The sequence below is a fragment of the Sphingomonas bacterium genome, assembly GCF_903642285.1.
In the GTDB taxonomy this organism is placed as follows: Bacteria; Pseudomonadota; Alphaproteobacteria; order Sphingomonadales; family Sphingomonadaceae; genus Sphingomonas.
In genome coordinates this window covers 21,034-47,919 of record NZ_CAHJWJ010000012.1, presented here as the reverse complement: position 1 = coordinate 47,919, position 26,886 = coordinate 21,034, and the positions used below count along the sequence as shown (strand labels likewise).

General features: G+C 68.6%; 29 protein-coding genes. 21 read left to right on the top strand and 8 right to left on the bottom strand.

What is annotated here, in order from left to right; genetic code table 11:
* The first annotated feature begins 3 nt into the window (after window positions 1-3).
* Entirely contained in the window at window positions 4-2,094 is a 2,091-nt protein-coding gene (gene flhA, locus HUU99_RS08010; RefSeq protein WP_174286097.1) for a flagellar biosynthesis protein FlhA, read from the top strand.
* An 11-nt stretch (window positions 2,095-2,105) separates the two neighbouring features.
* The gene (locus HUU99_RS08005) at window positions 2,106-2,867 is read left to right on the top strand and encodes a FliA/WhiG family RNA polymerase sigma factor (RefSeq protein WP_254603034.1); all 762 of its coding nucleotides are present in this window, start codon (window positions 2,106-2,108) and stop codon (window positions 2,865-2,867) included.
* Window positions 2,868-3,195: 328 nt separating this feature from the next.
* Here HUU99_RS08005 and HUU99_RS08000 read toward each other — a convergent pair whose 3' ends face one another.
* The gene (locus HUU99_RS08000) at window positions 3,196-3,534 is read right to left on the bottom strand and encodes a VOC family protein (protein WP_174286050.1); all 339 of its coding nucleotides are present in this window, start codon (window positions 3,532-3,534) and stop codon (window positions 3,196-3,198) included.
* 414 nt (window positions 3,535-3,948) lie between these two features.
* Window positions 3,949-4,764 carry a flagellin gene (locus HUU99_RS07995; protein ID WP_174286049.1) on the bottom strand — a complete coding sequence of 272 codons (816 nt, stop codon included), beginning with the start codon at window positions 4,762-4,764 and terminating at the stop codon, window positions 3,949-3,951.
* 265 nt (window positions 4,765-5,029) lie between these two features.
* On the opposite strand from HUU99_RS07995, the gene HUU99_RS07990 reads away from it, so the two are divergent.
* The 7 genes from HUU99_RS07990 to HUU99_RS07960 are packed head-to-tail and all read left to right on the top strand — an operon-like array spanning window position 5,030 to window position 11,860.
* A complete protein-coding gene (locus HUU99_RS07990; protein WP_174286048.1) occupies window positions 5,030-6,295 on the top strand; it encodes a sigma-54 interaction domain-containing protein in 1,266 nt (421 codons plus the stop codon).
* Window positions 6,292-6,681, top strand: a complete 390-nt coding sequence (fliE, locus tag HUU99_RS07985; RefSeq protein ID WP_254603033.1) for a flagellar hook-basal body complex protein FliE — start codon at window positions 6,292-6,294, stop codon at window positions 6,679-6,681. The genes HUU99_RS07990 and fliE overlap by 4 nt, the downstream gene beginning before the upstream one ends.
* A 6-nt stretch (window positions 6,682-6,687) precedes the next feature.
* A complete protein-coding gene (gene fliF / locus HUU99_RS07980; RefSeq protein ID WP_174286047.1) occupies window positions 6,688-8,349 on the top strand; it encodes a flagellar basal-body MS-ring/collar protein FliF in 1,662 nt (553 codons plus the stop codon).
* On the top strand, window positions 8,346-9,359 hold the full coding sequence (gene fliG / locus HUU99_RS07975) for a flagellar motor switch protein FliG (RefSeq protein ID WP_174286046.1): 1,014 nt from the start codon (window positions 8,346-8,348) through the stop codon (window positions 9,357-9,359). Before fliF ends, fliG begins: the two co-directional genes overlap by 4 nt.
* 8 nt (window positions 9,360-9,367) lie before the next feature.
* Window positions 9,368-10,087, top strand: a complete 720-nt coding sequence (locus HUU99_RS07970; protein WP_174286045.1) for a FliH/SctL family protein — start codon at window positions 9,368-9,370, stop codon at window positions 10,085-10,087.
* Entirely contained in the window at window positions 10,081-11,421 is a 1,341-nt protein-coding gene (locus HUU99_RS07965; protein WP_174286044.1) for a FliI/YscN family ATPase, read from the top strand. The genes HUU99_RS07970 and HUU99_RS07965 overlap by 7 nt, the downstream gene beginning before the upstream one ends.
* Before the next feature lies 1 nt (window position 11,422).
* Complete coding sequence (locus tag HUU99_RS07960; RefSeq protein WP_174286043.1) at window positions 11,423-11,860, top strand: hypothetical protein; 438 nt, start codon at window positions 11,423-11,425, stop codon at window positions 11,858-11,860.
* Window positions 11,861-12,225: 365 nt separating this feature from the next.
* Here the strand turns inward: HUU99_RS07960 and HUU99_RS07955 are convergent, their stop codons facing one another.
* A complete protein-coding gene (locus HUU99_RS07955) occupies window positions 12,226-13,329 on the bottom strand; it encodes a hypothetical protein (protein ID WP_174286042.1) in 1,104 nt (367 codons plus the stop codon).
* On the opposite strand from HUU99_RS07955, the gene HUU99_RS07950 reads away from it, so the two are divergent.
* From HUU99_RS07950 to HUU99_RS07900, 11 genes are all read left to right on the top strand, one after another.
* Window positions 13,295-14,176 carry a flagellar hook-length control protein FliK gene (locus HUU99_RS07950; RefSeq protein WP_174286041.1) on the top strand — a complete coding sequence of 294 codons (882 nt, stop codon included), beginning with the start codon at window positions 13,295-13,297 and terminating at the stop codon, window positions 14,174-14,176. The two genes, HUU99_RS07955 and HUU99_RS07950, sit on opposite strands and share 35 nt — an antisense overlap.
* 10 nt (window positions 14,177-14,186) lie before the next feature.
* Window positions 14,187-14,786 (top strand): flagellar basal body-associated FliL family protein, encoded by a 600-nt coding sequence (locus HUU99_RS07945; protein ID WP_174286040.1) that lies wholly within the window; start codon window positions 14,187-14,189, stop codon window positions 14,784-14,786.
* Window positions 14,787-14,789: 3 nt separating this feature from the next.
* Entirely contained in the window at window positions 14,790-15,755 is a 966-nt protein-coding gene (locus HUU99_RS07940) for a flagellar motor switch protein FliM (protein ID WP_174286039.1), read from the top strand.
* Window positions 15,752-16,042 carry a flagellar motor switch protein FliN gene (fliN, locus tag HUU99_RS07935; RefSeq protein WP_174286038.1) on the top strand — a complete coding sequence of 97 codons (291 nt, stop codon included), beginning with the start codon at window positions 15,752-15,754 and terminating at the stop codon, window positions 16,040-16,042. Before HUU99_RS07940 ends, fliN begins: the two co-directional genes overlap by 4 nt.
* 4 nt (window positions 16,043-16,046) lie before the next feature.
* Window positions 16,047-16,301: a flagellar biosynthetic protein FliO gene (locus HUU99_RS07930; protein WP_174286037.1), complete on the top strand. Its 255-nt coding sequence runs from the start codon at window positions 16,047-16,049 to the stop codon at window positions 16,299-16,301.
* Window positions 16,298-17,179, top strand: a complete 882-nt coding sequence (fliP, locus tag HUU99_RS07925) for a flagellar type III secretion system pore protein FliP (protein WP_174286036.1) — start codon at window positions 16,298-16,300, stop codon at window positions 17,177-17,179. Before HUU99_RS07930 ends, fliP begins: the two co-directional genes overlap by 4 nt.
* A 106-nt stretch (window positions 17,180-17,285) precedes the next feature.
* Window positions 17,286-17,555, top strand: coding sequence for a flagellar biosynthesis protein FliQ (gene fliQ, locus HUU99_RS07920; protein ID WP_174286035.1), 270 nt, complete (start codon window positions 17,286-17,288; stop codon window positions 17,553-17,555).
* 4 nt (window positions 17,556-17,559) lie between these two features.
* Window positions 17,560-18,333, top strand: a complete 774-nt coding sequence (gene fliR, locus HUU99_RS07915; RefSeq protein WP_174286034.1) for a flagellar biosynthetic protein FliR — start codon at window positions 17,560-17,562, stop codon at window positions 18,331-18,333.
* Window positions 18,333-19,460, top strand: a complete 1,128-nt coding sequence (gene flhB / locus HUU99_RS07910; RefSeq protein ID WP_174286033.1) for a flagellar type III secretion system protein FlhB — start codon at window positions 18,333-18,335, stop codon at window positions 19,458-19,460. Before fliR ends, flhB begins: the two co-directional genes overlap by 1 nt.
* Before the next feature lie 50 nt (window positions 19,461-19,510).
* A complete protein-coding gene (gene fliD / locus HUU99_RS07905) occupies window positions 19,511-21,010 on the top strand; it encodes a flagellar filament capping protein FliD (RefSeq protein WP_174286032.1) in 1,500 nt (499 codons plus the stop codon).
* A 2-nt stretch (window positions 21,011-21,012) separates the two neighbouring features.
* Window positions 21,013-21,411 carry a flagellar protein FliS gene (locus HUU99_RS07900; RefSeq protein WP_174286031.1) on the top strand — a complete coding sequence of 133 codons (399 nt, stop codon included), beginning with the start codon at window positions 21,013-21,015 and terminating at the stop codon, window positions 21,409-21,411.
* Between the two features lie 152 nt (window positions 21,412-21,563).
* On the opposite strand, the gene HUU99_RS07895 is transcribed toward HUU99_RS07900, so the two are convergent.
* The 5 genes from HUU99_RS07895 to argH form a co-directional block, all read right to left on the bottom strand.
* Window positions 21,564-22,514, bottom strand: coding sequence for a zinc transporter ZntB (locus tag HUU99_RS07895; RefSeq protein ID WP_174286030.1), 951 nt, complete (start codon window positions 22,512-22,514; stop codon window positions 21,564-21,566).
* Entirely contained in the window at window positions 22,511-23,275 is a 765-nt protein-coding gene (locus HUU99_RS07890) for a precorrin-2 dehydrogenase/sirohydrochlorin ferrochelatase family protein (protein ID WP_174286029.1), read from the bottom strand. Before HUU99_RS07890 ends, HUU99_RS07895 begins: the two co-directional genes overlap by 4 nt.
* A 97-nt stretch (window positions 23,276-23,372) precedes the next feature.
* Entirely contained in the window at window positions 23,373-24,632 is a 1,260-nt protein-coding gene (gene lysA / locus HUU99_RS07885; protein WP_174286028.1) for a diaminopimelate decarboxylase, read from the bottom strand.
* Between the two features lie 2 nt (window positions 24,633-24,634).
* Window positions 24,635-24,877: a hypothetical protein gene (locus HUU99_RS07880; RefSeq protein ID WP_174286027.1), complete on the bottom strand. Its 243-nt coding sequence runs from the start codon at window positions 24,875-24,877 to the stop codon at window positions 24,635-24,637.
* A complete protein-coding gene (argH, locus tag HUU99_RS07875; protein ID WP_174286095.1) occupies window positions 24,874-26,235 on the bottom strand; it encodes an argininosuccinate lyase in 1,362 nt (453 codons plus the stop codon). The genes HUU99_RS07880 and argH overlap by 4 nt, the downstream gene beginning before the upstream one ends.
* A gap of 76 nt (window positions 26,236-26,311) precedes the next feature.
* On the opposite strand from argH, the gene HUU99_RS07870 reads away from it, so the two are divergent.
* A complete protein-coding gene (locus tag HUU99_RS07870; protein WP_254603032.1) occupies window positions 26,312-26,875 on the top strand; it encodes a TlpA family protein disulfide reductase in 564 nt (187 codons plus the stop codon).
* Window positions 26,876-26,886 lie beyond the last annotated feature (11 nt).

Genomic DNA, 26,886 nt, shown 5'->3' with positions numbered 1-26,886 from the left:
CGCATGGACCGCATCCTGCCCAATCTGCGAAGCGCCGCGCTGCCGCTCGCGATCCTGCTGCTCGTCGTGCTGATGGTCGTGCCGATCCCGGCGGCGATGCTCGACGTGTTCTTCGTCACCAACATCGCGATCAGCCTTGCGGTGCTGATGGTCGCGCTGAACGCGCAGAAGCCGCTCGATTTCTCCGCCTTCCCGACCGTATTGCTGTTCGCGACCCTGTTCCGCCTCGGCCTCAACGTCGCCTCGACCCGCGTCGTGCTGGTGCACGGGCACGAGGGCGAAGGCGCGGCGGGACATGTCATCGAGGCGTTCGGCAGCTTCCTGATCGGCGGCGACTATGTCGTCGGGCTGTTCGTCTTCTCGATCCTCGTCATCATCAATCTGATCGTGGTCACCAAGGGCGCTGGGCGCGTGTCCGAAGTGTCGGCGCGCTTCACCCTCGACGCCTTGCCCGGCAAGCAGATGGCGATCGACGCCGATTTGAACGCGGGCCTCATCACGCCGGACGAAGCCAAGCAGCGCCGCATCGACACCGCGACCGAGGCGGAATTCTACGGATCGATGGACGGTTCGTCCAAGTTCGTGAAGGGCGACGCGGTCGCCGGCCTGCTGATCCTCGGCGCCAACATCGTCGGCGGGCTGATCCTCGGCCCCGTCAGCCACGGCATGACGATCGGGGCGGCCGCGCATAATTACGTGCTGCTCGCGATCGGCGACGCGCTCGTCGCGCAGCTGCCGTCGCTGATGCTGTCGATCGCCGCCGCAGCGATCGTCACCCGCGTCACCTCCAAGCATGATCTGGCGGGCCAGATCGGCAGCCAGTTCGGATCGGCGCGGACCTGGACGCCGGTCGCGGTGATCCTCGGGCTGCTCGGGCTGATGCCGGGCATGCCGCACCTCGTCATCCTGACCGCCGCCGCCATCGCCGGCTTCTCGGCGTGGAAACTGCACCAGATCGCGCGCCGCCCCGTCGTCGTGCCGATCGCGGCGGTCGAACCCGTCGACCAGTCCAAGATCGGCTGGGACGAGGTGACCGACGCGATGCAGGTCAATCTCGACATCGGTTACGGCCTCGTGCCCCTGGTCGACGAACGCCGCGGTGCGCCGCTGATGGGGCGGATCACCGGCGTGCGGCGGCAGCTGAGCAAGGAACTCGGCTTCGTCGTACCGCAATGCCGGGTGCGCGACGACATCAACCTGGCCCCCTATACCTACCGGATCCTCGTGAACGGCGTGTGCGTCGGCGAGGATCAGGTGACCCCCGACGAGATGCTGGCGCTCGATACCGGCCAGGCGTTCGGCCCGCTCACAGGCAAGAAGGCCAAGGATCCGACCTTCGGGCTGGAGGCGACGTGGATCGCGCCAGGCGACGCGGACGCCGCGACCGGCGCGGGCTATCTCGTCGTCGATCCGGGCACCGTCGTCGCTACGCATCTGAACCATGTGCTCGGTACGCATTCCGCCGACCTGCTCGGCCCCGACGAGGTGCAGAGCCTGCTCGACGGGCTGAAGGAGCGCGCAGGCCAGCTGGTCGCCTCGCTATGCCCCTCCCCGCTGCCGCTGACCACGCTGACACAGGTGCTGCGCGGGCTGCTGGCGGAGAATGTCCCGCTGAAGGAATTCCGCCGGATCGCAGGGGCCGTCGCCGTCGTCGCGCAGAGGACGCAGGACGCGGACGAGATCATCGAGGCGATCCGCCCCGAACTCGGGCCGCTCATCATCCAGAAACTGTGCGGCGTGCGCGAACCGCTGCGCGTCATGACGCTGGAGGGGCAGCTCGAGGGGCTGCTCGGCCAGGCGATCCGCTCGGACGCGTCGCGGCGCAACGTCATCGAACCCGATCTCGGCCGACGCATCGTCGAGGCGCTGCAACGCGCCGCGCAACCGCTGATCGACGAGGCGAAGCCGTTCGCGCTGGTCGTCCAGCCAGCGATCCGGATCGCGATCCGCAAGCTGGTGCGCACCTGCCTGCCCGACACCCCCGTCCTCAGCTTCTTCGAGGTGCCCGAGGAAAAGGCGGTCGAGGTCGTCGCGGTGATCGGCGCGCCCGGGCAGCCGGCACAGGTCGGCGGCCTGCAGGCGCTGGCGGCATGAGTGCGGAACCGATGGCAACCGCTTTCCAGGGCGGCCAACCGGCGCAAGCCGGGCTCATACCCGCACCGCTGACCTATGGCCCGCGGCCATCGACGCGCGATGCGAACCGCATGGTCCGCGACCATCTGCCGCTGGTCCGCCGGATCGCATGGCATGTCCACGGATCGATGTCGTCGATCGTCGAGGTCGAGGATCTGGTCCAGGTCGGGCTCGTCGCGCTGGTCGAGGCGGTCGCCGCGTTCGAGGATCGCGGCCAGGTGACGTTTCGCCAATATCTGACCACGCGGCTTCGCGGATCGATGATCGACGAATTGCGCCGCCAGGCCACCACCACGCGCGGCGCGATGCGTCGCCGCCGCGCCTATAACGACGCCATCGCCACTCTGTCGGCGCGCGACGGCCAAGCTCCCGGAGAAGCCATGATCGCCGAGCATCTGGGCGTCAGCCTCGACAAGCTGCGCGCCGATTATGCGACCGCCGAAGCGCTGCGCTTCGAACCGATCGACGATCTGTACGCCGACGACCTGCCCTGGTTCGCCGACGATACCCCCGACGCGTTCGAGCAATTGGCGGAGAGCGACCTGCGCGACGCGCTGATCGCCGCGATCGGCGCATTGCCCGAGCGCGAGGCGCAGGTGGTGCAGCTTTATTATGTCGAGGAACTGAACCTCGAGGAGATCGGCCAGGTGCTCGGCGTCGGTGCCGCGCGCGTCTGCCAGATCAAGGCATCGGCACACGGCCGGTTGAAGAAAGCGCTCGCCCGGAAGATCTGACGCCCGCGGCGGTGCCTGCGATCCGCCGGCGATTGCAGAAAACGCATTCGGAAGTGGACGAAGTGGACGCCACGTCCGCGCCGAAATCGCCCCTGGGCGACCGATTGCATGTACTGCAAGCGCGCGCACCGGGGCCGAGGTCTTCCGCATGGCGGGACGATTGGCACGAAAAATCCAACATTGCGAGGCGCAATGATAAAGCGGGCCATGGAGCCGGACCGCTTCCGTTCGCCATTTGGCCGCACACGCAACCATGCCGGACAACGCCGTCCTCTAACGCCCAAGACCCGACGTTCCACCCTGCATCCGGGTTTGAAGAAAGCAGACGTCACTTGCGTCCGGATATCTGGACCGGATTGCCATCCGGGTCTTTGCCATCGCACATATCGAATGTTCCCGTAGATTTAACAGGCCCGAAATCCGAGGCCCGTTTAATCAGATACGCCCGCGCAGCAGCCACGTCGTCGGCGTAAAAAACGAGCTTCGGCGATCGATTGCCAGGTTTTGCACGCCCCGAATGCAAGGCGATATTACAAGTCCCACCGCTGAGTTCGACCCAGCCGTCCTCTCTTCCGACGACCTTGAGCCCAATAGCCCTGCCATAGAAGTCTTCCATCTCCGTCATGTTGTCGGTGAAAATGATCACGCGGCTTAGATCGAGTTTCATCTCATCTGCCTTCCGTTGCCTGGACCAAAAGGAGCGCTTCGCATTTTTTCAGGCAAGCCCAAATGTGCGCGTTTAGCTGATAAAAAGACGAAATCGCCGCAGAGGATGGGTGCCGCCGTATGGCAGCAATCGCACATCCTTCGCAAAAAGCCGCCCGAGCGCGAACCACCAAACCCGGCCATTCCCGAACGCCGTTTCGATCGGTGGACGCTTTTCGGTAGGAAACGGCAGCGCTCGGCGATTGCTCGCGAAGGCCGTCCTTCGGTTCTCGCGCCTCGACGTCCGCGTGCCCGAACCCCAAACACCAGGAACCCCGGCGACCGAGGTCGCCGGGGTTCCTGCCCTGCCCGCGGACGGACCGGGATCGCTCGGCGCCGACACCCTTGGGGGGGCGGTGCCAGCGCTGCTAAGCGATTACTGAAGCAGCTTCAGGACGCTCTGCTGGCTCTGGTTCGCCTGGGCGAGCATCGCCGTCGACGCCTGGGTCAGGATCTGCGCCTTCGCCAGCGCGGTCGATTCCGCCGAGAAGTCGGTGTCCTGGATCGTGCTCTGCGCGGCCGACAGGTTGGTCGAATCCGACGTCAGGTTGTTGACCGCCGACTGCAGCTGGTTCTGGGCGGCACCCAGGCCGGCGCGGCGGGTCGAGATCGTCGAGATCGCCGTATCATATTGCGCCAGGGTCGCGCCGGTGACCGATGCACCGCTTGCGACCACCGGAGTGATCGTGGCGTCGGCGGTCAAGCTGGCTCCCATGGACATGGTGACGGCATCGGCCGCGTTGGCGCCCGCCTGAATTTTCACCGTGGCATGCGAACCGTCGAACAGAGCAAGGCCGTTGAACTGCGTGTTCGTTGCAATGTTGGTGATCTGCTGAGCAAGCGCATCCTGTTCGGTCTTGATGTTCGCAAGGTCGCTCGACGAATAGGTGCCGTTGCCGGCCTGAACCGCCAGTTCGCGCATCCGCTGCAGGTTGTTCGTGACTTCGTCGAGTGCGCCTTCCGCGGTCTGCGCCAGCGAGATGCCGTCATTGGCGTTGCGGATGCCCTGGTTCATGCCGGTGATCTGCGACTGCATCGAAGTCGAGATCGCGAGGCCGGCGGCGTCGTCCTTGGCCGAGTTGATCCGCTTGCCGGTCGACAGGCGCTCGATCGACGTCGAGAGCATCATGTTGGCGTTGGTCGAGGCGGTCGATGCCCGCAGTGCATTAACATTGGTTGCGATAACAGTCATGGATTCTTCTCCGTCTTCGGCGTTCCCCGCCGCCCCCCGAGAGCGGAAGGCCGAGCCGCCAAGAGTGAGAACGGCAGGCCGTCGGCAGGCTTAAGCCAAAAAATCCGCGCCCTTTGCCATGCCCCCGCACCGACCTCGCGCGCGCGCGAACGCGCCCCGTGTGTGCATGCGAGTGTGTGCACGGAAATATTCTGCCGGCCGGCGACGGCTTTAACTCGCCATTTACCAGCAAGGCCGCATTCCCCGTTCGTCCAAGGGGGTTTTCATGCGCTCGATCTTTCCGTCTGCTGCGGTCACCGCCCGCAAATACGCGCTGGTGTCGTCGCTCCGCGCGCAGGGGTTCGGGATCGGTACCGCCGATGCGGTGCCGATGGCGGGCGACATCTTCCTGGTCGCGGAAGGCGAGGCGATCACCGCACCGGCGCGCACCGTCGTGATCGCGGAGGATCACCGCACCGTCCTGCCGTCGCGCGACGGCAGCCCCGCGCGGATCGCATTCGGCCCCGCCGACGCGGCGATCGGCAACGGTTTCGCCCGCGCGCTGCTCGCCGGACCCGAGACGCCGACCGCCGCCGACCCCGAAAGCCTGGCGCTGTTCGCGCTGGCCGAACGAGTCGCGCAAGCCGAGATCACCGTGCTGATCAACGGTCCGACCGGCACCGGCAAGGAGGTGCTGGCGCGCGCCATTCACAACAATTCCCCGCGCAAGGAGGGGCCGTTCGTCGCGATCAATTGCGCGGCGCTGCCCGAATCGATGCTCGAGGCGCTGCTGTTCGGCCATCAGAAGGGCGCGTTCACCGGCGCGTCGTCGGGCGGCGAGGGGTTCTTCCGCGCCGCGAACGGCGGCACGCTGCTGCTCGACGAGATCGCGGAGATGCCGATCCAGCTCCAGGCCAAGCTGCTGCGCGCGCTCCAGGAACGCGAGGTCGTGCCGATCGGCGCGTCGGTGCCGCAATCGATCGACGTCCGCGTCATCGCCTGCGCCAACCGCGACTTGCAGGGCGAGGTCGCCGCGGGCCGGTTCCGCGCCGATCTCTATTACCGGCTGTCCGTGTTCCCGCTGATGACCAAGCCCCTGTCGCAGCGTCGCCAGGACATTCCCGCGCTCGCCGCGACGATGATCCTGCGCCATGCAGGCAACCGCCAGGTCGTCCCCTGGCCCGACGCCGAAGCGGTCGAGATGCTGGTCGGCCATGACTGGCCGGGCAATGTCCGCGAACTGGAAAACGTCATCCAGCGCGCGCTGCTGTTCGCTGCGGGCGATACCATCCATGCGAGCCATATCGTGTTCGACCGTCCGGCGGCGGCGGTGTTCGACCGCGCGGACGATCAGTCGGCGACGCTCGGCAACATCGTGCAGTTGAGCGAATTCGCCGCGATCCGCGACACGCTTCGTGCATGCGGCGGCAGCCGGATCGAGACCGCGCGGCGGCTGGGCATTTCCGAACGCACGCTTCGCTACCGCCTGGCCAAGGCGCGCGAGCAGGGCGAGGATATCGGCGCGGCCGCCGGCTGGGCGGCGACCGCATGACGATCGGCAGCATAGGGGGCATCGGCGGCGGCGCGTCGATGGGGATCGACCGCATCCTGCAGCTCCGCCAGCAGATCCTCGACAAGAACGACGCGCTGTCCCGCGCCAATGCCGGTGCCGGTGCCGCGACCGGCGTCGCCGCCCCGGCGACGTCGTCGACCACGCCCGCCAGCTTCGCCGCGACGATGGATCGGGCGCTGACGAGCGTCAACGACGGCCAGAACCAGGCGTCGCAGCTGTCCGATAGCTACGAGCGCGGTGATACCGTCGACATCGCCAAGGTGATGCTCGCCCGCCAGCAGGCATCGGTCGGTTTCGAGGCCACGCTGCAAGTCCGCAACAAATTGCTGTCCGCCTACAAGGACATCATGAGCATGCCGGTGTAACGACAGATGTCCAATGCCCTCACCCCCATCAATCCGAGCCCCGAACGGTTCGCGAACCCGCTCCTCCAGATGAAGGGCGTCCTGGCGCAGCCGGCCGTCCGTCGGTCGCTGCCGATGGCGCTCATGATCGGGCTGATCGCCGCCGCCGCGCTCGCGTGGATGACGCTGTCGACGCCGACGCAAAAGACGTTGTTCACGGGGCTTCCCGACAGCGACAAGGCCGCGGTGACCGCCGCGCTGACGCAAGGGGGGATCAAGAGCCATGTCGACGACGGCACCGGTGCGCTGACCGTCGGCGAAGAGGATTTCTCCAGGGCGCGGATGCTGCTGGCCGGCCAGGGCCTGCCCAAGGCCGCGCCCGGCGGCTATGCGATCCTCGACCAGTTGCCGATGGGCGTGTCCCGTGCGGTCGAGGGCGAACGCCTTCGCCAGGCGCGTGAGACCGAATTGGCGAAATCGATCGAGGATATCGACGCGGTCGCGCAGGCGCGCGTCCACCTCGCGATGCCGGAAGCCAGCGTGTTCGTTCGCGACAATGCCAATCCTTCCGCGTCGGTCGTGCTGAAACTTCAGGGGGGACGATCGCTCAGCGATTCGCAGGTGTCGTCGATCGTCAATCTCGTCGCCTCGTCGGTGCCGGGAATGAAGCCCGACGACGTCACGATCGTCGATCAGCTCGGCGCGCTGCTGACCAAATCGGGCGGTGCCGGGGACGGCGGCAACGGCCAGCGGATCGATTTCCAGCGCCGGGTCGAGGACAAATATCGCACCCAGCTGATCCAGCTGCTGACCCCGCTGCTCGGCGCGGGCAATTTCACCACCGAAGTGCAGGCGGACGTCAATCTCGACGAGACGCAGGCGACGCGCGAAAGCTACGACAAGGCCGGCGTTCTCCGTGCCGAGACCGGCAATTGGGTCGGCAACCAGAAGGACGGTGCCGCGACCGCGCCCGGCGGCATTCCCGGCGCGCTGTCGAACACGCCGCCGCCCGCGAGCCAGCTGACGACGCCGCAGGCCGCGACCGGCAATCCCGGCACGCCGACGCCCGCCCCGACCGCCGGCGGCCCCGCCCCCGACGCGCAGAAACAGACCGACGCCTTCCAGCGCGCCTATGATCTGGGCAAGGAAGTGTCCGTCACCCGCGCCGCCCCCGGCAGCGTCAAGCGGCTGTCGGTCGCGGTCCTGCTGCGCGATCCCGAAAAGGGCAGGCGAACGACGATGGAGATCGGACAGATCACCGATCTGGTGAAGAGCGCGGTCGGCTTCGATGCGCAGCGCCAGGACCAAGTGACCGTCATCAGCAAGAAATTCGCCGATGCCGACGCCGGCACCACGAGCAAGCCCGCCTGGTACGACAATGCCTGGCTGCCGATCGTCGCGCGCGACGGAACCGCGATCCTCATCGCGCTGCTGGTCCTCATCCTCGGTGTCCGCCCGCTGTCGAAGGCGCTGATGAAGAAGCGCGAGGATACGCCCCGGATCGCGCTCGGCGCGCCGATGGGTTCGCCGGCTGCCGGCATGGAGGGCGGCATCGCCAGCGGGCCGGTCAGCCTCGACCAGCTCGAGGGCAGCCGCGGCTATGACGAGCGGATCGGCGCGGTGCGCGGCTTCACGCGCGACAATCCGACACGCGCCGCGCTGGCCGTCCGGGACATGATCAAGTCGTGAGCGTTCCCCTGCCCTTGCGCACCTATACCGGCGTCGAGCGCGCCGCGGTGCTGATGATGCTCGTCGGCGAGGAGGAAGCCGCCGCCATCCTGCAGAAACTGGATCCCGAAGAGGTGCGTCAGCTCGGCAAGGCGATGTTCGCGGTGGCGGACGTCAGCGAACAGGAGGTCGAGAACGTCCTCGACGATTTCGTCGGCCATGCCCGCGAACGCACCGCCATCGGCTTCGACCCACGCCTCAAGATCGAGGCGGTGATGAACCGCGCGCTCGGCCCCGAAAAGGCGGAAAGCGTGCTGGCGCGGATCACCCCGCCCGAGGCGGCGTGCGAGATCGAGTTGCTCGACTGGCTCGACGCGAGCGAGATCGCGGCGATGATCGAGAAGGAACATCCGCAGATCGCCGCCGTGCTGATCGCGAACCTCGATCCCGTGGTCGGCAGCCAGGTGCTCGAACTGCTGCCCGATGCGGTGCAGCCCGACATCCTGCACCGCGTCGCACGGCTTGGACCGATCACGCCCGAGGCGGTCGATACGCTGAAGACGATGCTCGCGAACCGCAGCGGTTCGTCGTCCGGTGCTGCCGGCGTCACGCTCGGCGGTACGCGCGAGGCCGCGCGGCTATTGTCCGGCGCGCGCAAGGCAACCGAGCAGCGCGTGATGCCGAAACTGTTCAAGATCGACCGCGAAATCGCCAAGCAGATCGAGGAGGCGATGTTCGTCTTCGACAATCTGCTGGAGATGGACGACAAGAACCTGGGCACGATGATCCGCAACGTCGACGGCGATATCCTGACCCGCGCGCTGAAGGGCGTCGATGCGGCGATCCGCGAACGCTTCCTCGGCTGCATGTCCGCGCGCGCCGCGGACGGCATCCGCGACGAGATGGAAGCGCGCGGACCGATGAAGCTCGCCGAGGTGCTGGAGGCACAGAAGGCGATGATCCAGATCGCACGCACGCTCGCCAAGGACGGTACGATCATGATGGGTGCCGGCGACGACGATTATGTCTGATGTCCCCCATGTCTGACTTCGTAGCTGGGTTCGCCGCACGCCACGACAACGCGGCGCAGATGCTCGCACGTGCGTTCGCGCCGCCCGAGGGCTTCGCCGCGTTCGATCCGCGCACACGCGCTGCGCCGAGCGGGCCGGTGTCCTTTTCACCGCAAGCGCCCGGCACGCCCGGCCCGAAACATTTCAGCCCCGCTGATCCAGGCAGCAACCCGACCGCCGGGTGGAATCCGCTCGATACCAAGAGCGATATCGATCCGATCGAGACCGCACGCGCCGCCGGTTATGCCGCGGGGCTCGCCGCCGCGCGCACCGACGACAGCCGCGATGCCGACCTGATCGCCGGGCTGTCCGTGGCGCTCGGCACGGGCGATCATGTCGATCGCGAACGGATCGCCGAACAATTGCGTCGCACCGTGCTCATCCTGGTCGAGAAACTGGTCGGCGAGGTCGGCATCTCATCCGAAAAGCTGGCCGCGCGGATCGAGGGCGCGGTCGACCTGCTCGCCGATGCCGCGGAGGCGGCGATGCTCCGGGTCCATCCCGACGACGTCGCCATGCTTGCCGGACATTTGCCGAAAACCGTCTTCGCGGTGGGCGATGCGAGCGTCGCGCGCGGCGGGTTCGTTCTCGAAACCGCATCCACCATCGTCGAGGACGGCCCGGCGCACTGGCTCGACCAGCTGACGCGCGCGATCGACCGCGTCCCGATCCCCGGGACGCCATGCTGAACCGGTTCGCGACGCAATATCTGGAAACGCTCGGCCAGGCCCCGCTCGTCCCCGCGCCGATGGTGTCGGGGCTGCTCGCCTCGTTCGACGGATTGCTGATGGAGGCGGTCGGCCTGACCTTGCCCGTCGGCACGATCTGCCGCGTCGGCGCGGACGGCGCCGATGGAATCGGGGGCCAGGTCGAGGCGGAGGTCATCGGCTTCCGCAGCGGCCGTACGCTGCTGATGAACCTCGGCGGCCCAGCCGCGCTGTTGCCACGCGCGCCGGTGCGTCCGATCGGCCCCCCCGGCGAGGCCGAAGTCGGTGCAGCCCTGCTCGGCCGCGTCGTCGACGGTGCTGGAAAACCGATCGACGGGCTCGGGCCGATCCGCGGTGCCGGCCGCTGGCCGATCGCCGGCAAGCTGCAATCCCCGCTCGACCGCGGGCGGGTCCTGAAGCCGATGGACGTCGGCGTGCGCGCGATCAACGGGCTGCTCACGATCGGCCAGGGCCAGCGCGTCGGGATCATGGCGGGATCCGGCGTCGGCAAATCGGTATTGCTCGGGATGATCGTCCGCGCCGCCCAGGCCGATGTCGTCGTCATCGGCCTGATCGGCGAGCGTAGCCGCGAAGTCGCCGATTTCCTGGAGACCAAGGTCGCGGGCGAAGCGCGCGCGCGAAGCGTCGTCGTCGCGGTGCCGGCCAACCATTCGCCGGTACTCCGCATCCGCGGCGCGCTGCGCGCGACCGCCATCGCCGAAGCCTTTCGCGCGGAGGGCAAGCAGGTCCTCCTCATCATGGATTCGCTGACCCGGGTCGCACATGCGGGACGCGAGATCGGGCTGGCGCTCGGCGAACCCGCGTCCGCGCGCGGCTATCCGCCGTCCGCGATCGCGATGCTGCCCAATCTGATCGAGCGTGCGGGGGTAGACGTCCATTCGGGCGGGTCGATCACCGCGATCTATACCGTGCTGGCGGACGGCGACGACGGAAACGACCCGGTGGTCGACGCGGCGCGGTCGATCCTCGACGGGCACATCGTCCTCGCGCGGGCGCTGGCGGAACGCGGCATCTATCCGGCGATCGACATCGGTCCGTCGGTCAGCCGGGTGATGACCGACATCGCGGACGCCGCGCACGTCAAGGCGGCACGCGCGCTTCGCCGGCATCTGGCGACGTACGAGGAGAACCGCGATCTCGTCCTGATGGGTGCGTATCGCCACGGCGCGGACCCGGCGATCGACGCCGCGATCGCCTGCCATTCCACCGTGATGGATTATATCCGCCAAGATGCGGACGCGGTCGTGCCGCTTGGCGAAGCGATCGTCGAGCTGGTCGGCGTGTTCGGCGGCTGAGATGAGCGGTACCCGCGGCAAGACGCTCGCCCGCCTTCACCGGGTCCGCACGATCCAGCTTCACCTGGCGCATGCGGACGAAGCGCGCGCACGCGATCATGCGGCGAGCGAAGCGCAGCTTCACGCCCGGATCGCCGAACTGGCCGCCGCCGTCGCGCCGATCGCGGCGAGTGCGGTCGGCGTGTCGCTCGGCGCGGCGGCGCATTACCGCGACAAGCTCCATCAATCCGCGCTGACCGCCGCTGCGCGCATGCGCAACGCCGAGGATTTCCGCGCGCGCGCCGCCGAGGCGACCCGCACCGCACGCCGCGACCAGAGCGCGATCGAAAAGCTGATCGTGCGCGCCGATGCCGCGACGATCCGCGCGGAGATGCGCGCGCTGGAAGAGACACCACCGGGCGCACCGGCAAGCGCGGGAAAACGGCACGATCCTTGCTGATCGCCCTGCGATGACTATCGCCCCGAGACGCCGCGCATGAATCTCTCGATCACCGCCATTGCCGGCCCGACCGCGTCCCCTGCCGCGCGTACGACGGCATCGACGGGTATCTTCGCATCGTCGCTTGCGCAGATCGCGGGGGCATCCGTCGCGGGCGACGATACCGATCCGCCGCCGCCCGCCGGTGAGAAGACGAAGGACGATGCCGACGATCGGCAGGATGCCGCCGCGGGCGGCAGCGGCTTGCCGGTGGGATCACCCGTCGCGTCCGATCCGGGACTGTTCGCGGCGATGCCGTCACCGGTTACGGCCCCGGGGCCTGCACCTGTCTCGAGCGATACCGGTGCGACCGCGGTCGCGCTCGATCAGGGCGTGCCGCTGCCGCTGATGTCCGCGCCGATCGCGGCATTGCCCGCTGTCGCGGACGCACCCGCGGCCGAATCGCAAACGCCCGGTTCCGGCCCGGTCGCCCCGATGCCTGTAGCCGTGTCGCGCAAGGAGGTGCCGGCGATGTTCGCTTCCTCGTCGGGCCAGGCGATACCCGTCCCGCCGACCGGTGACATCGGGCCGGCGACGGCAACGGCCGCGGTATCGCGTCCACAGACCGCCGCCCCGTCGCCAGCCAAAGCCGCGAACGCACCCGATCCGGCGACGATCGCAGCGCCGGTCGATCCGTCGATCGTAGCGGCGACCGCACCGCCGATACCCCCGACCCCAGCGCCCGCGCCCGCACCGGCACCGGTCGGGGCGGTAGCGCTGGCCGCCGTATCGCCGACGACGGTATCGCAGGTCACCACGCGACCCCGGGTCGAAGCGGCAAGCTGGCTTGGCACCGTAACGGTCGCGTCGTCGGTCGGTCCGTCGATCGTCCCGGCCACCACGTCGCCGATATTCGCCGGTGTCGTACCCGCCTCCGTCGCGACACCGGCCGCCGCGACGAGGATCGCGTCATCGGCCGCGGTATCGCCCACGCAGATCACCACGCAACCGCGGGTCGGCGCGGCGGCAAGCACAGCGGATGCTGCAACGATCGCCTCGCCGGTCGGTCCGTCGATCGTACCCGCTACCACGCCGCCGATATTCGCCAGAACCGCACCCGCATTCGTAGCGGTGCCCGTCACAGCGCCGGATACGCCCATCGTATCGCCGTCGGCAGTATCGCCCCCGCCGATCGACGCGCAGCCGCGCGTCGAAACGGCGGACACGCCTGCGCCTGCGACGATCGCCGCGCCCGCCGGTCCCTCGACCGTGCCGACCAACGCGCCGCCGATATCGACCGGCATCGGGCCCGCCCCCGCAGCGGCACCGGCCGCATTGTCGGCGATGCCCGTCGTATCGCCGACAATGATATCCCCGCCGATCGTCGCACAGCCGCGCGGTGCTGCGGACGCGCTCGATCCCGCAACGATCGCCACGCCGGTCGATCCGTCGATCGTGCCGGCCACCACGTCGCCGATGGTCGCGGGCACGGTGCCCGCCCCCGTCGCGGCACCGGACGCAGCCGCGATCGTCGCCGCCGCCGCACCGGTCCCGATCCAGCCGGTTTCGGTTCCGGCCGTGCCGCCCGTCGCCGCGCCGGTCGTCGCCTTCGCCGCACCCGTGTCGATCGCCGGAACCGCTATCGACGCGCCGCAGTCCGCGCCCGTCACCGCGCCGGTCGCCGGTACGATCCAGATCGACACCCGCAGCGCGCCCGTCATCGCACTGTCGCCGCCCGCGAGGCCCCTGCCGCCCGCCGCCGGGACCGTCGCGACGACGACATCCGCGATCCAGGCGTTCGGTGCCGCGATGCGCGCCGGGCTGGCCAAGGATCCGCGGCTCGATCCCGCCACCGGCGCGACGGCCGCGCCGTCGACGGCTGCCGCCGCGCGTACGGAGCCAACGCTGGCGCTCGCCGCGACGAGCGACGCGCAGCAGGCCCCGCTCGATCTGCGCCGCGGCCAGTGGCCGCAGGCGATGGTCGACCGGATCGAGACGCTGCGCGACGCCGCGGACGCGACCAGCAGCAGGATCCGCGTGGTCCCGGATGCGCTCGGACCGATCGAGATGTCGGTGCGCAAGGACGGCGACACGCTGCACGTCCGCTTCACCGCGGACCAGGCCGCAACTCGTGCGATCCTGACCGAAGCGCAGCCGCGGCTCGCCGCGATCGCCGAACAGCGCGGGCTTCGGCTTGGCGGCAGCACGGTCGATGGCGGCGGCAGTGGCGCGGGCCAGCAACAGCAACAGGCCATGGCGCGTCAACCGACCGCGCCGCGACCCTCTTCCCCCAATGTCGCGACCACGATCGCCGACGACGACACCCGCATAGCGTGAGGACGAACCGATGAGCGACAAATCCGATACCGAAGTCCCTGCCAAGAAGAAGGGCAAGCTCGGCAAAATGCTGGTGATGGGCGTCGCCCTGCTGGCCCTGATCGGCAGCGGGGTCGGGGCAGGGCTGTATGCGGCGAGGAGCGGCATGGTCGGCGGCGGTGGCGAAAAGGCCAAGCCCGTGGTCGAGGGGCCGAAGCTCGTCCCCAAGAACGAACAGAAACGCAGCGCCGGCGGAGGCGAATCGGCACCCGCCAAGGGCAACGCACCCCCGTCGGGCGAGGGCGGCGATCGATATGCGTCCAATTATTTCGCGATGGAAAAGGATTTCACCGCGAACCTGCAGAACTCGCCGCGTTTCGTTCAGGTCGGCGTCGCGGTGTCCACGCCGTACGACGACACCGTCATCCAGAACCTGAAGACCAACGACATCGCGGTGCGCTCCGCCATCCTGATGACGCTCGGCGATACGTCCGAGGAGCAGGTCTACACGACCGAGGGGAAGCACCGGCTCCAGGTCCGGCTGGTCCATGCGATTAACGATGTTTTGAAGCAAAAGGAAGGATTCGGCGGGGTCAGTAACGTCTACTTTACCAATTTCGTTGTTCAGTGAGGCATGGTTAACGCCGCGACAACCAAGGATACGCCCGAACGCCGCAAACGCACCCGCGGGCGCGCGGCGCATGACGGCGTGCTGGGCGCGGTAAAGCTGAACCCGTTCGGCGATCTCCACACGCTCCAGCATCTGTCGGCCCGGCTCGCGCGGTCGATGCGCGGCGTGTTCGAACCCGTGGTGCGACGAGAGGTGCGCTGCTGGGCGGAGCCGCTGTCGGTCGAACGCTTCGTCGATTACCGGCAGGAGCGCGGCGACCTCCTGACCGCCTGGTTGCCGCTCGCGATGACGCCGACGGCAGGCTTCGGCCCGACGGGCCAGGCATTCTGCATGTTCGACGGGCGCTTCATACTGGGCCTGCTCGACCTGTTCTTCGGCGGCACCGGTGCGGTGGCACCGATGCTTCCGACCGAATTCTCACCGGCGGCCGAGGCGCTGATCGCGCGGCTGGGCGCATCGATCGCGGTGCCGCTCGCCGCCAGCTGGGAACCGCTCGCACGGATCAGTTTCACCCCCGGCCGGGTCGAGGCGAACGCCGCCATCCTGGCCGATATCGACGGCGAAGATCCCGTCATCGTCACGCGTTTCGGCCTGGCGATCGGCGATGCGAAGCCGGTGTTCGTCGATCTGGTCTATCCGGTCGCCGCGCTGAAGCCGCACGGTGCGTCGCTGACCGCCAAGGTGCTCGGCAAGACGTCCGCGCCCGATCCGCAGTGGCGCAGCGGGCTGACGCGCGCGGCGATGACGGTGCGCTTCCCGATCCGCTCCGTCCTCGCCGAACCCGTCGTCTCGCTGTCGACGCTGATGGCGCTGAAGGCCGGCGACGTCATCCCGATCGATATCGCCAACGAAGTCCCCGTCATGGTCGGCAAGGACCGGCTCGGCTGCGGCACCGTCGGCACGTCGAACGGGCGCGCCGCGATCCAGCTCACCTCCATTTCCCGCATCGACGAAGGAATGCATTCATGAACGACATGACCGGCGGGTTTCCGGTCGACGCTTCGCTTGCGGCCAATTTCCGGCTGCTGCAGGACGTCGATGTCAAGCTGACCGTTGAGATCGGGTCGACCTCGCTGACGCTGCGCGAACTGCTCGCGCTCGACGAATCGAGCGTGATCGAGCTGGACCGGCAGGCCAACGAGCTGCTCGACGTGTTCGTCAACGGCACGCTGATCGGTCGCGGCGAGGTCATGACCGTCGGCGAGCGTTTCGGCGTCCGCATGACCGAACTCGTCAGCCCCGAAAAGCGCGGCTGACCCGGTGCTGTGGTCCTATGTCCTGAAGCTCGTCGTCCTGCTGCCGCTCGTGTGCGGCCTGATGGTCGGTTGCCTCGTCCTGTGGCGCAAGTTCGAGACGCGGATGCCGGGCAAGCCGGCCAACCGCATGGTGACGGTGCGCGAGACGATGATGGTGTCGACCGGCGTCAAGCTGGCGGTCATCGATTTCGAGGGCCGCCGGCTGCTCGTGTCGGTCGCGCGTAACGGCGTCACGCTGATCGACAAGGCGGGTCTATGACCGTCACCGTCACGCGCAAGGGCTCCGGCCCCGCGCTGTTCCGTACGACCGGCACCGGCACCGGCGCATCCCGCAGCCGCCGGTGGTGGTGGATCGCGCTCGCGGTCCTGATCGCCTTGATCGTCGCGGTCCCCGCCTTCGCGCAAGTTCCACCCGCGGCCCCCGCCGCCCCCGGCGTCGGCGATGCGGTGGACCGCGCGCTCGGCCAGATCGGTGGCGGTGCGGCGGCCGCGACCGGCCAGTCCGCGCCGCTGTCGATGTCGCTCCAGGTCCTCATCATCATGGGGCTGCTGACGATCCTGCCCGGCATCCTGCTGATGATGACCAGCTTCACGCGGATCATCATCGTCCTGTCGATGCTGCGCCAGGCGATGGGGTTGCAGCAGACGCCGCCCAACCAGGTCCTGATCGGCCTAGCCTTGTTCCTGTCGCTGTTCGTGATGGCGCCGACGATCGCCCAGATCAACACGACCGCGATCCAGCCCTATGCGGCGGGCAAGCTGGCGGGCACGCAGATGATCACGACCGCGGGCGCGCCCTTGCACGCCTTCATGGCGAAGCAGACGCGCAAAGCCGACGTGACCTTGTTCGCCGGGCTCGCCAAGTCGGGGCCCTATGCATCGACCAACGACATTCCCTTCTCGGTCCTGCTGCCCGCGTTCATCACGTCCGAACTGAAGACCGCGTTCCAGATCGGATTCCTGATCTTCCTGCCCTTCATCGTCATCGATCTCGTGGTCGCGACGGTCCTGATGTCGCTCGGCATGATGATGATGTCGCCGACGATCATATCGATGCCGTTCAAGATCCTGCTGTTCGTGCTCGTCGACGGCTGGGCGCTGACGATGGGCAGCCTCGCCAATTCGTTCGCGACATGAGCGCACTGGTTTTCGTCATGCCGGGCTCGTCCCGGCATCCAGAGTCACAAACGGGGCGCTCGTTGCCCTGGACCCCGGCACAAGGCCGGGGTGACGGAGCGCGTTGATGGACGCCGATTATTTCCTGACGATCGCCAACCAGACGATGTGGGTGCTCGCGCTGGCGTGCGCGCCGATCCTGATCCCAGCGCTGCTGGCCGGGCTGATCCTCGGCATGGTGCAGGCCGCGACGTCGATCAACGAACAGACCTTGTCGTTCGTACCGAAGCTGGTGGTGGTCGCGGTTTCGATCGTGATCTTCGGCGGGCTGATCCTGGGGTTGCTGAGCGATTTCACGATCGGGATCTTCGAGCGCATTCCGGATCTGGTGAAATAGGCGGGTGCTCGGTCTAGGCCTCTCGATCGAACCGCAACTCTGGGCGCTCGTATTCGTGATGGTCCGCGTCGGTGCGACTTTCATGACCGCACCGGTGTTCGCCGCGGTCTCGTTGCCGCTCGTCGTGCGCGTGTCGCTGTCCGGCGCGATCGGGGTGCTCGTGCTCGCATCGCATCCGATCGTGCCGCCGCCGCAGATCTTCGCGGTCGCGACGATCCTTGCCGTCCTTGCCGAGGCGCTGGTCGGCATCGCGCTCGGCTTCGTGCTGCAAGTCGCGTTCGCCGCGCCGCTGCTGGCGTCGGAGGTCATCGGCACGTCGATGGGGATCGGTTTCGCCAATTCGATCGATCCGCAGAACGGCCGCTCGACCCCCGCGCTCGGCACCTTCTTCACCGTCATGCTGACGCTTCTGTTCCTGTCGATGAACGGCCACCTGGTGCTCGTCGAGATGATCGTGAAGAGCTATGACGCGCTGCCGCCGGGTGCCGCGTGGCTCGGCGTCGACCGGTTGAAGGACATCGCGTTCTTCGGCAGCTACGTCTTCCTCGCCGGGCTGTTGCTCGCGCTGCCGGTCGGCTTCCTGCTGCTGTGCCTCAACCTGGTGGTCGGGATGCTCAGCCGGGCCGCGCCGGCGCTGAACCTCTTCGCGGTGGGGCTGCCCGCCAGCCTGGCGGTCGGGGTCGTCGCGCTCGCGCTCTCGTTCCCGGCGATGGGCGATTACATGGTCGTCATCATCCGCGAAGCGCTCGCCGCGACGCAGAACCTGGTGCTCGGCTGATGGCGGACGAGTTCGGCGAAAAGACCGAAGCGCCGACCGCCAAGCGCCGGCGCGACGCGGTCAAGGACGGCAACGTCCTTCGTTCCAAGGATTTCGGCACCGCGCTCGTCGTCCTGGCCGGGGTCGTCTGGCTGTCGGTCTTCGGCCGGTCGCTCGTCGGCGCATGCAAGGCGGTGATGGCGGCGAGCCTGTCGTTCACGCATGCGGACATCGCCGATTTCTCCCCCTGGCGGCCGCTTGCCGAGGCGGGATGGAAGCTTGCGCCGTCGCTCGCCGCCCTGTTCGCAATGACGCTGGCGGCGACGATCCTTGGCGGCGGCAGCCTGGGCGCGCTGCACTTCAACGGATCGCTGCTCGCGCCGAAGGCATCGCGGATCAACCCGGGGCCGGGGGTGAAGCGGATCTTCGGCACCAACGGCTGGATCGAACTCGGCAAGTCGCTCGCCAAGGTCGGGCTGCTCGGGACGATCGGCGGCTACATGCTGTGGCGCGCGTCGCACGTCACGATCGGGCTGTCCTCCGCCGATCTCGGCCCGGCGGTCGGCGCGCTCGGCGGCACGTTCATCGGCGTCCTGATCGCGATGGCGGCGGGGCTGGCGGCGATCGCCGGGCTCGACGTGCCGATCCAGATCGTCCGCCTGCTGGCGAAATTGCGCATGTCGAAACAGGAGATCAAGGACGAGCACAAGGAAACCGAAGGCTCGCCCGAAGCCAAGCAGAACCAGCGTGCCAAGCAGCGCGCGATGGCGAACCGCAGCATCCGCAAGGCGGTGGCGGAGGCGCATGTCGTGCTGACCAACCCCACCCACTTCGCCGTGGCGCTCCGCTACGATCGGGGCCGCGACCAGGTCCCCGTCGTCGTCGCGCGCGGGCGCGGCGCGACCGCGGCGGCGATCCGCGAACTGGCGGGCGAGAACCGGGTGCCGATGCTGGAATATCCGATGCTGGCGCGCGCGGTCTATTATACCAGCCGCGAGGGGCAGGAGGTCCGCGACGACTTGTACATGGCGCTGGCGACCGTGCTCGCCTTCGTGCTCGGGCTGAACGCGAAGATGGGCGGCATGCCGCCGCCCGTAGACGTCCCGCCGTCCGCGCGGTTCGACGAATACGGCGTCAAAACGACCTAAAGTATCCCGGGCCGCGGCCGTTCCTTGAGACAGGTGCCGGAGATACGACGATGACGACGACCACGAGCACGACCAGCACCAGCTCGACCGCGGCCACGACCACGGTTTCCCCGGCATCGATCGTCCAGACGCTGGGCGCGGGGTCGGGCATCGACATCACCTCGCTCGTCAGCTCGCTCGTCACCGCGCAATATGCCGCGAAGAACAGCCAGCTCGCCGACCAGCAGACGACGCTGACCGCGCAGATTTCCGGCGTCGCCGCGGTGAAGAGCGGCATCACCGGGTTCGAAAGCGCGTTCCGGTCGCTGGCGACCGGCGGCTCTCTGTCGACGCAGCCGGCCAGTTCGAACACCTCTGTGCTGACCGCGACGGGCCTTGCCGGATCCAAGCTCGCCGGCCTGTCGGCGACGTTGGTCGTCAACCAGCTTGCCAGCGCACAGGCGGCGACCACCAACACCACCGTCGATCCGGCCACCGCGTTCCGCCCCGGCACCTTCTCCCTCCAATTCGGCAGCGATTCGACCGACAGCAGCGGCACGACCACCTTCACCGCGGGCAGTTCCAGCCCGGTGTCGATCACGATCGACGGCAGCGACGCGACGCTGTCGGGCATCGCGGCCAAGATCAACGCGGCGAATGCCGGTGTCACTGCGACCGTCATCGCCGACGGCAATGGGCAGCGCCTGTCGATCAAGGGCGCGACCGGCGCGTCGCAGGCGTTCTCGCTGACCGGTACCGACACCGACCCGACCGCGACGGGGACCAGCCTGTCGACGCTCAACGTCGGGCGCGACGCCACGGGCACGACGATCGGCACCAGCGCGCAGGACGCGATCGTGACGCTGGACGGCGCCACCTTCCACCGCGCCAGCAACACGATCAGTAACCTGATCTCCGGCGTGCAGCTGAAGCTGGTCGCGGCCTCGACGACGCCGGTGACGCTGGGCACGACGCCGCCCGGATCGGCGCTGAGCCAGGCGATCAGCAATATCGTCGATACCTACAATCAGGTGCTCGCGACGCTTCAGACGCAGACCGATCCGGTGACGGGCGTGCTGAAGGCCGATCCCGCCGTCACCGCGCTGCAGCGCAGCCTGGCAAAGCTGACCACGACGCCCTTGTCGACCGCGTCCGCCGCGGGGGCGCCGACCACGCTCGCCGAGCTGGGCGTCGGCACGAACAAGGACGGGACGCTGACGCTCGACCAGACCGCGCTGTCCAACGCGCTCAACAATTTTCCCGACGATGTCGAGGCGATGCTGGCCATCGGCAGCGGTACCGCGTCGACCGGCAACGGCCTGTCGGCGGCGCTGTCCGCGATCGCCACCGCGGCGACCGACCCGACCTACGGCCTCGACGTCGACACCGCCAACTACACCAAGCAGCAGAGCACGGTGACCGACGAGCAGACCGATCAGACGACCGCGGCCGCCGCGACCAAGACGCAGCTGACGCAGCAATATGCCGCGATGGACAGCAAGATCTCCGCCTACAAGTCGACCCAGACCTTCCTGACCGCGCAGATCGCCGCCTGGAACAAGACGAGCTGATGATGGCCTATGCCACCGCCCTCGCCCGCGATCCCGCATCGACCTACCGCCAGGTGGACGTCGCCGGTCGCACCTCCGGCGCCGACGCGCCCGCGCTCGTGCAGCTGTTGTACGAGGAGCTGATCGCCGCGCTGCGCGCCGCCGCCTGGGCGACCGACGCGCGCAATTTCGCGAAGAAGGGCGAGCGGATCACCCGCGCGACCGCGATCCTGTTCGCGCTGGAAGCCGGTCTCGACCATGAGCGCGGGGGGCCGCTGTCGAGCACGCTGGCGAAATTCTACGCCGGGGCGCGGCGGACGATCGTCAACGCCGCGGTCGGCCATGATTCCTCCCCGTTCCGCGCGGCGGCGGACTCGATCGGCGAGGTTGCCTCCGCCTGGACGATGGCGCGCGCCGCGTAGAACCATCCTCGTCCATCGGAAACGCGCAACCGACGGTTCCCTCGCGAAAGCGGGGGTCCGGGCGCCACGAGCGATGTGCTCCGCAACCCTGGGCTCCCGCTTTCGCGGGAGAACATCCGGGGTCGTAACCGGCCGGCGAGAAAGCGCGCCCCTTACCGGAACCAATGCTTGCGCATGAAATAGCCGAGCACGCCGACGGTGATCGCCAGGCAGAACCCCATGATCGCATCGAACGCCCAGGGGCTCTGCGCATAGGGCAGGTTCGCGACGTTCATGCCGTAGACGCCGGTGATGAAGGTCAGCGGCAGGAAGATCATCGCGACGATCGCGATGACCAGACTGCGCCGGTCGATCTGTTCGGCGCGCAGGTCGGTCAGCGCCTCATGGATCAGCGACGCGCGTTCGCGGATCGATTCCACCTCCTCCGCCATGCGCGCGGCACGGTCCGCGGCGGATGCGAGGTGCTGCCGGTCGTCGGCGGCCAGCCATTCGCCGGGCAACCCCGCCAGGTTTTCCAGCGCGGTGCGCTGCGGGTTCAGGAAACGGCGATAGGCGATCGCCTCGACGCGGACGCGGGTGACATGGCGGCGCAGTTCGAACACCTTGTTCGCGTCCAGGCTTTCCTCGCAATCGTCGAGCATGTCGCCCAGGTCCGCGACCTGCGGGTCGAGGTCCGCCGTGATCGCGGTCGCGAAGGCGGCGATCAGGTCGCCGGGATCGACGATCTGCCCGGCCTTCACGTCCTTCTCCACCGTGCCGACCGCGCAGAGCGGTTTGCGCGTCACAGAATAGACGCGGCCCTTCACCGCCCAGATGCGGACCGAGGCGAGCAGGTCGGACACGTCGAGCGCCTCGTGCGACCGGCCGCGCAGGTTCAGCAGCGCGCCGTCGTCGAACGCCTCGCACCGCGGCCGCGTCTCCATCGCGGTCAGCGCATCGACGATGTAGCTGCTGAGCTTCGCCTCGTCGCGCAGCCAGGCTTGCGCCTCTTCTTCGTTGCTCGTCAGATGGACCCATATCAGGTCGGCAGTACCGTCGAGCGCCTCCTTGACCGCGACCCGGGTCGCCTTGTCGCCCGTGATCCGGTAGCCGAACCCGCTCATGCCGCCATCTCCAGTGCCACCGTCAGTCCTTCCATAGCCGCGAGGGGCGTCCCCGCGGCGATCCGCACCGCATCGGCGCGCGCGCGGTCGAGGATCGCGGCGGGGACGTCGGCGGCGTGGACCACCCGGTCCGCCTGCGCGAGCGCGCGTGCCTCGCCGAGCGTCAGGTCGTCGGGATCGCCTGACCGGAGCATGATCCGGCGGACCGATCCGGTGACGGTCCCGCCATCGGCCAGCCACGCCGCCACGTCGGGTGCCGGTCCGAGCGGATCGAGCACGCCGCCCGCCGACAGTGCGGCCCCGATCGCACGCCGCCGCGCCGCGCCGTCCGGATAGCGCGTCCGCATCGCGCCGCGCGCATCGGACAATGCGGTCGCCAGCGCGCCCAGCGCGGCCGGCAACATCCCCTCGATCCGCTGGCGAAGCGCGGCCGCGAGCCCGGCGGAGACCCCGCCGGTCCCGACGGCGACCAGCACCGGCGATCGATCGACGATCGCGGGCACCGTGAAATCGCAGTGATCGGGCCGATCGACCGCGTTGACCAGCACCCCGCGCGCCTTCAGCCGCGCCACCGCGGCCAGTGCCTCGCCCTCGTCGTCGATCGCGACGATCGCCAGTGCGGCTGCCGCATCCTCGCCGACGATCGCCGCACCCGCGCGCTCCAGCAGTCGCCGCTTCGCATCCGCCGCCTCGCCCGCGCCAAGCAGGATCACCGGACGGCCCGCCATGCGGATGAACAGCGGCAGGCTGTGAAGGCTCACCTCCCGTTCCCCTGCGAAAGCCGGGGCCGAGTGGCCGCGGGCGATACATCCCGTAACCCTGGACTCCCGCTTTCGCGGGAGAACGAGAAAGGCGATATCACCGCAGCCAGTCCGGCACGCGTTCGGCGGCGATCAGCGTCTCCGCGCCGACCCGGTCCGCGACCACCGCGAACCGGTCGCCGTCGACCAGCACCTGGGGCACCAGCGCGCGGCTGTTGTACGTCGAGGCCATCGCCGCGCCGTACGCGCCCGCGGTTCGGAACACCGCCAGATCGCCGCGCGCGACGTGGTCGATGTCGCGACCCATCGCGAAGGTATCGCCGCTTTCGCACACCGGCCCGGCGATGTTCGCGGTCATCCGCGCGCCCGTCGGCCGGACCGCGGCGAAGTCGTGCCAGGCGTCGTACATCGCCGGCCGCGCGAGGTCGTTCATCGCCGCGTCGACGATGACATAGGGGTTGACCGCACCGGGTTTGACCCAGACCACTTCGGTCAGCAATACCCCCGCGTTGCCCGCGATGACGCGGCCGGGTTCGAACATCAGTTCGACGTCCCAGTCCCGCGTCACCCGCGCCACCATCGCGCCATAGTCGGCGGGACTCGGCGGGGCGTCGCCGGGCTTATAGGGCACACCCAGCCCGCCGCCCAGATCGACGCGGCTGATGAAATGGCCGAAACGGCGCAGGTCCGCGACCAGCCGCCCGATCCGTTCATACGCCGCCTCCAGGGGCGCGAGGTCGAGCAACTGGCTGCCGATATGGATCGCGATGCCGCGCATGCTCAGCCCGTCGACCTCGGCGAGGCGCGCGTACATCTCGGTCGCATGATCGATCGCGACGCCGAACTTGTTCTCGCGGCGGCCCGTCGAGATCTTGGCATGCGTGCCGGCGTCGACGTCCGGGTTCACGCGCAGCACCGCGGGCGCGGCCGTGCCGCGCTGGACCGCGAGCATACCGAGCACCTCGCCCTCCTCCTCCAGTTCCAGATTGAACTGGCCGATCCCGGCATCGAGCGCGCGCGCCAGTTCGTCCACGGTCTTGCCGACGCCGGAGAACACGATGTCCTTCGCGTCCATCCCGGCGGCCAGCGCCCGCGCCATCTCGCCCGCGGACACGACGTCCGCGCCATATCCTTCGCCCGCCAGGACGCGCAGCACCGCCAGATTGGGATTGGCCTTGACCGCATAGGCGAGATGGACGCGCGGCACCGCGGACAGCGCGTCGCGGAACACCTGCGCATGCCGGCGGAAGGTGGCGGTCGAATAGACATAGACCGGCGTGCCGACCGCCGCCGCGATTTCGGGCAGCGGCACATGCTCGCAGTGCAGGACGCTGTCCCTATAGCCGAAATGGTCCATCGTTATTGCGGCGGCAGGTCGAATTCGTCGCTGCGGCGCGCCTGCGAATTGGTCAGCAATTCGTCGCTGCGCTGCGGACGCTCCTGACTCGTCGGGGTCAGCAATTGCAGCGACGTCGGCCGGGTCGATACGCCATAGGGCGCGACGGGCAGGTTCTTGCCCGCCGCCGGCTTCAGCTGCGACGCCGATCCGCATCCGGCGAGCGTCGCGGCGGCGATCAGCAGGGGCAAGAGACGCATCGTCATTCTCCCCGCGCGGCGGCGATCGCGGCGCGTACGTTGACCGGCGCGGTGCCCCCGAAGCTCGTCCGGCTGGCGACCGACGCATCGACCGACAATACGCCGTACACGCGTTCGTCGATCCGGTCATCGATCGCCTTCAGGTCCGCGATCGACAGCGCGTCGAGCGCGATCCCGAGCGTCTCCGCGCGCGCCACCGTCCGGCCGGTGACGTGATGCGCTTCGCGAAACGGCAACCCGGCCTCGCGCACCAGCCAGTCGGCAAGATCGGTCGCGGTTGCGAACCCGGCCTGCGCCACCGCACGCATCCGCCCGGTACGGAACGTCGCGCTTTCGATCATCCCGGTCATCGCCGCGATCGACAGCGCAAGCAGGTCGTGCGCCTCGAACACCGGCGGCTTGTCATCCTGCATGTCCTTCGAATAGGCGAGCGGCAGGCCCTTCATCGTGACCATCAACGCGGTCATGCACCCGATGATCCGCCCGGCATGCCCGCGCACCAGCTCGGCGGCGTCGGGATTGCGCTTCTGCGGCATGATCGAACTGCCCGTCGACCATTGATCGCTCAGCGCCACGAAGCCGAAGGGCTGCGACGCCCACAGCACGAATTCCTCCGCCAGCCGCGACAGATGCAGCGAACACTGGACCGCGCAGGTCAGATATTCGATCGCGAAGTCGCGGTCGCTGACCCCGTCGAGCGAGTTGGCCATCGGCCCGTCGAACCCGAGCGCCGCCGCCGTGGCATGCCGGTCGATCGGAAACCCCGTCCCCGCGAGCGCCGCCGATCCCAGCGGCGACCGGTTCATCCGCGCCCGCGCATCGCGGAAACGGCCTGCGTCGCGCCGGATCATCTCGTGATACGCCATCAGATGATGGCCGAGCGTCACCGGTTGCGCGGATTGCAGGTGGGTGAAGCCGGGCATCACGCTGTCGGCATGCTCCGCCGCGCGCGCGAGCAGCGCCTGGCGAAACGCTTCGAGTGCGGCGAGCACCTCGTCCGCCGCGTCCCGCACCCAAAGCCGGAAATCGGTCGCGACCTGATCGTTGCGCGACCGTGCGGTGTGCAGTCGCCCCGCGACCGGGCCGATCGCCGCGGCAAGCTTCGCCTCGGTCTGCATATGGATGTCTTCGAGCGCCAGATCCTCCGCGACCCCGTTCGCCTCATAGTCCGCCGCGACCCGGTCCAGCCCGTCCGCGATCGCCGCCGCATCTGCCGCGGACACGATGCCGGCCGCGCCCAGCATCGCGACATGCGCCCTGGACCCGGCGATATCCTGCCGCCACAGCCGCTTGTCGAAGGGGATCGACGCGTTTATCGCGCGCATCACCGCCGCCGGCCCTTCCGCGAAGCGCCCGCCCCACATCGCATTGGAGCCGCCGCCCGTGAAACCCACATTGTCCTCGCGCGCCGCTATCGCCTGTCTCCTGGGTGCCGGTCTCATGACCGCTGGTTGCGATAGGAAATCGCAGGCCCCCGGGCAAGCCGACGCTGCGGCCGATGCGAACGCCGCGGCCGCGATCTCGCCGGACGAGGTCCAGCCCGAGCCGACCCCGGGGACGAAGACCATGACGTTCGACCGGTCGCACAAGGGCGAAGCGGCACCGACGCTCGGCTTCACCGGTCCCGACGGCGCACCCGTCACGCTGGCCGCCTTCCGCGGCAAGCCCCTGCTGCTGAACCTGTGGGCGACCTGGTGCGCGCCCTGCGTCGCCGAGATGCCCACGCTCGACACCGCGGCGAAGGCGCTGGCCGGCAAGGTCGCGGTGATCGCCGTCTCGCAGGATCTCGACGGCCACGCAAAGGTCGCGCCCTTCTTCGCGCAGCACCGGTTCGCGACGTTGAAACCGTATCTTGATCCGAAGCTCGGGCTGAGCCTGGCCTATCAGGCGAACCTGCCGATGACGATCCTGCTGGATTCGACGGGCCACGAGGTCTGGCGTCGCAGCGGCGGCACCGACTGGACGAGCGCGGACGCGACGAAAGCGATCGGGGAAGCGTCGTAAGTCGCCGGAGA

What these genes read in the sequence shown, in the direction of transcription:
- HUU99_RS07995 (WP_174286049.1), bottom strand. Translation starts at nt 4,764, where the DNA reads ATGACTGTTATCGCAACCAATGTTAATGCACTGCGGGCATCGACCGCC.
- HUU99_RS07940 (WP_174286039.1), top strand. Translation starts at nt 14,790, where the DNA reads ATGGTTAACGCCGCGACAACCAAGGATACGCCCGAACGCCGCAAACGC.
- HUU99_RS07965 (WP_174286044.1), top strand. Translation starts at nt 10,081, where the DNA reads ATGCTGAACCGGTTCGCGACGCAATATCTGGAAACGCTCGGCCAGGCC.
- HUU99_RS08005 (WP_254603034.1), top strand. Translation starts at nt 2,106, where the DNA reads ATGGCAACCGCTTTCCAGGGCGGCCAACCGGCGCAAGCCGGGCTCATA.
- fliQ (WP_174286035.1), top strand. Translation starts at nt 17,286, where the DNA reads ATGGACGCCGATTATTTCCTGACGATCGCCAACCAGACGATGTGGGTG.
- fliE (WP_254603033.1), top strand. Translation starts at nt 6,292, where the DNA reads ATGACGATCGGCAGCATAGGGGGCATCGGCGGCGGCGCGTCGATGGGG.
- flhB (WP_174286033.1), top strand. Translation starts at nt 18,333, where the DNA reads ATGGCGGACGAGTTCGGCGAAAAGACCGAAGCGCCGACCGCCAAGCGC.
- fliP (WP_174286036.1), top strand. Translation starts at nt 16,298, where the DNA reads ATGACCGTCACCGTCACGCGCAAGGGCTCCGGCCCCGCGCTGTTCCGT.
- HUU99_RS07945 (WP_174286040.1), top strand. Translation starts at nt 14,187, where the DNA reads ATGAGCGACAAATCCGATACCGAAGTCCCTGCCAAGAAGAAGGGCAAG.
- fliF (WP_174286047.1), top strand. Translation starts at nt 6,688, where the DNA reads ATGTCCAATGCCCTCACCCCCATCAATCCGAGCCCCGAACGGTTCGCG.
- HUU99_RS07895 (WP_174286030.1), bottom strand. Translation starts at nt 22,514, where the DNA reads ATGAGCGGGTTCGGCTACCGGATCACGGGCGACAAGGCGACCCGGGTC.
- HUU99_RS07990 (WP_174286048.1), top strand. Translation starts at nt 5,030, where the DNA reads ATGCGCTCGATCTTTCCGTCTGCTGCGGTCACCGCCCGCAAATACGCG.
- fliD (WP_174286032.1), top strand. Translation starts at nt 19,511, where the DNA reads ATGACGACGACCACGAGCACGACCAGCACCAGCTCGACCGCGGCCACG.
- fliN (WP_174286038.1), top strand. Translation starts at nt 15,752, where the DNA reads ATGAACGACATGACCGGCGGGTTTCCGGTCGACGCTTCGCTTGCGGCC.
- HUU99_RS07870 (WP_254603032.1), top strand. Translation starts at nt 26,312, where the DNA reads ATGACCGCTGGTTGCGATAGGAAATCGCAGGCCCCCGGGCAAGCCGAC.
- lysA (WP_174286028.1), bottom strand. Translation starts at nt 24,632, where the DNA reads ATGGACCATTTCGGCTATAGGGACAGCGTCCTGCACTGCGAGCATGTG.
- HUU99_RS08000 (WP_174286050.1), bottom strand. Translation starts at nt 3,534, where the DNA reads ATGAAACTCGATCTAAGCCGCGTGATCATTTTCACCGACAACATGACG.
- HUU99_RS07900 (WP_174286031.1), top strand. Translation starts at nt 21,013, where the DNA reads ATGGCCTATGCCACCGCCCTCGCCCGCGATCCCGCATCGACCTACCGC.
- HUU99_RS07880 (WP_174286027.1), bottom strand. Translation starts at nt 24,877, where the DNA reads ATGACGATGCGTCTCTTGCCCCTGCTGATCGCCGCCGCGACGCTCGCC.
- HUU99_RS07970 (WP_174286045.1), top strand. Translation starts at nt 9,368, where the DNA reads ATGTCTGACTTCGTAGCTGGGTTCGCCGCACGCCACGACAACGCGGCG.
- flhA (WP_174286097.1), top strand. Translation starts at nt 4, where the DNA reads ATGGACCGCATCCTGCCCAATCTGCGAAGCGCCGCGCTGCCGCTCGCG.
- argH (WP_174286095.1), bottom strand. Translation starts at nt 26,235, where the DNA reads ATGTGGGGCGGGCGCTTCGCGGAAGGGCCGGCGGCGGTGATGCGCGCG.
- HUU99_RS07960 (WP_174286043.1), top strand. Translation starts at nt 11,423, where the DNA reads ATGAGCGGTACCCGCGGCAAGACGCTCGCCCGCCTTCACCGGGTCCGC.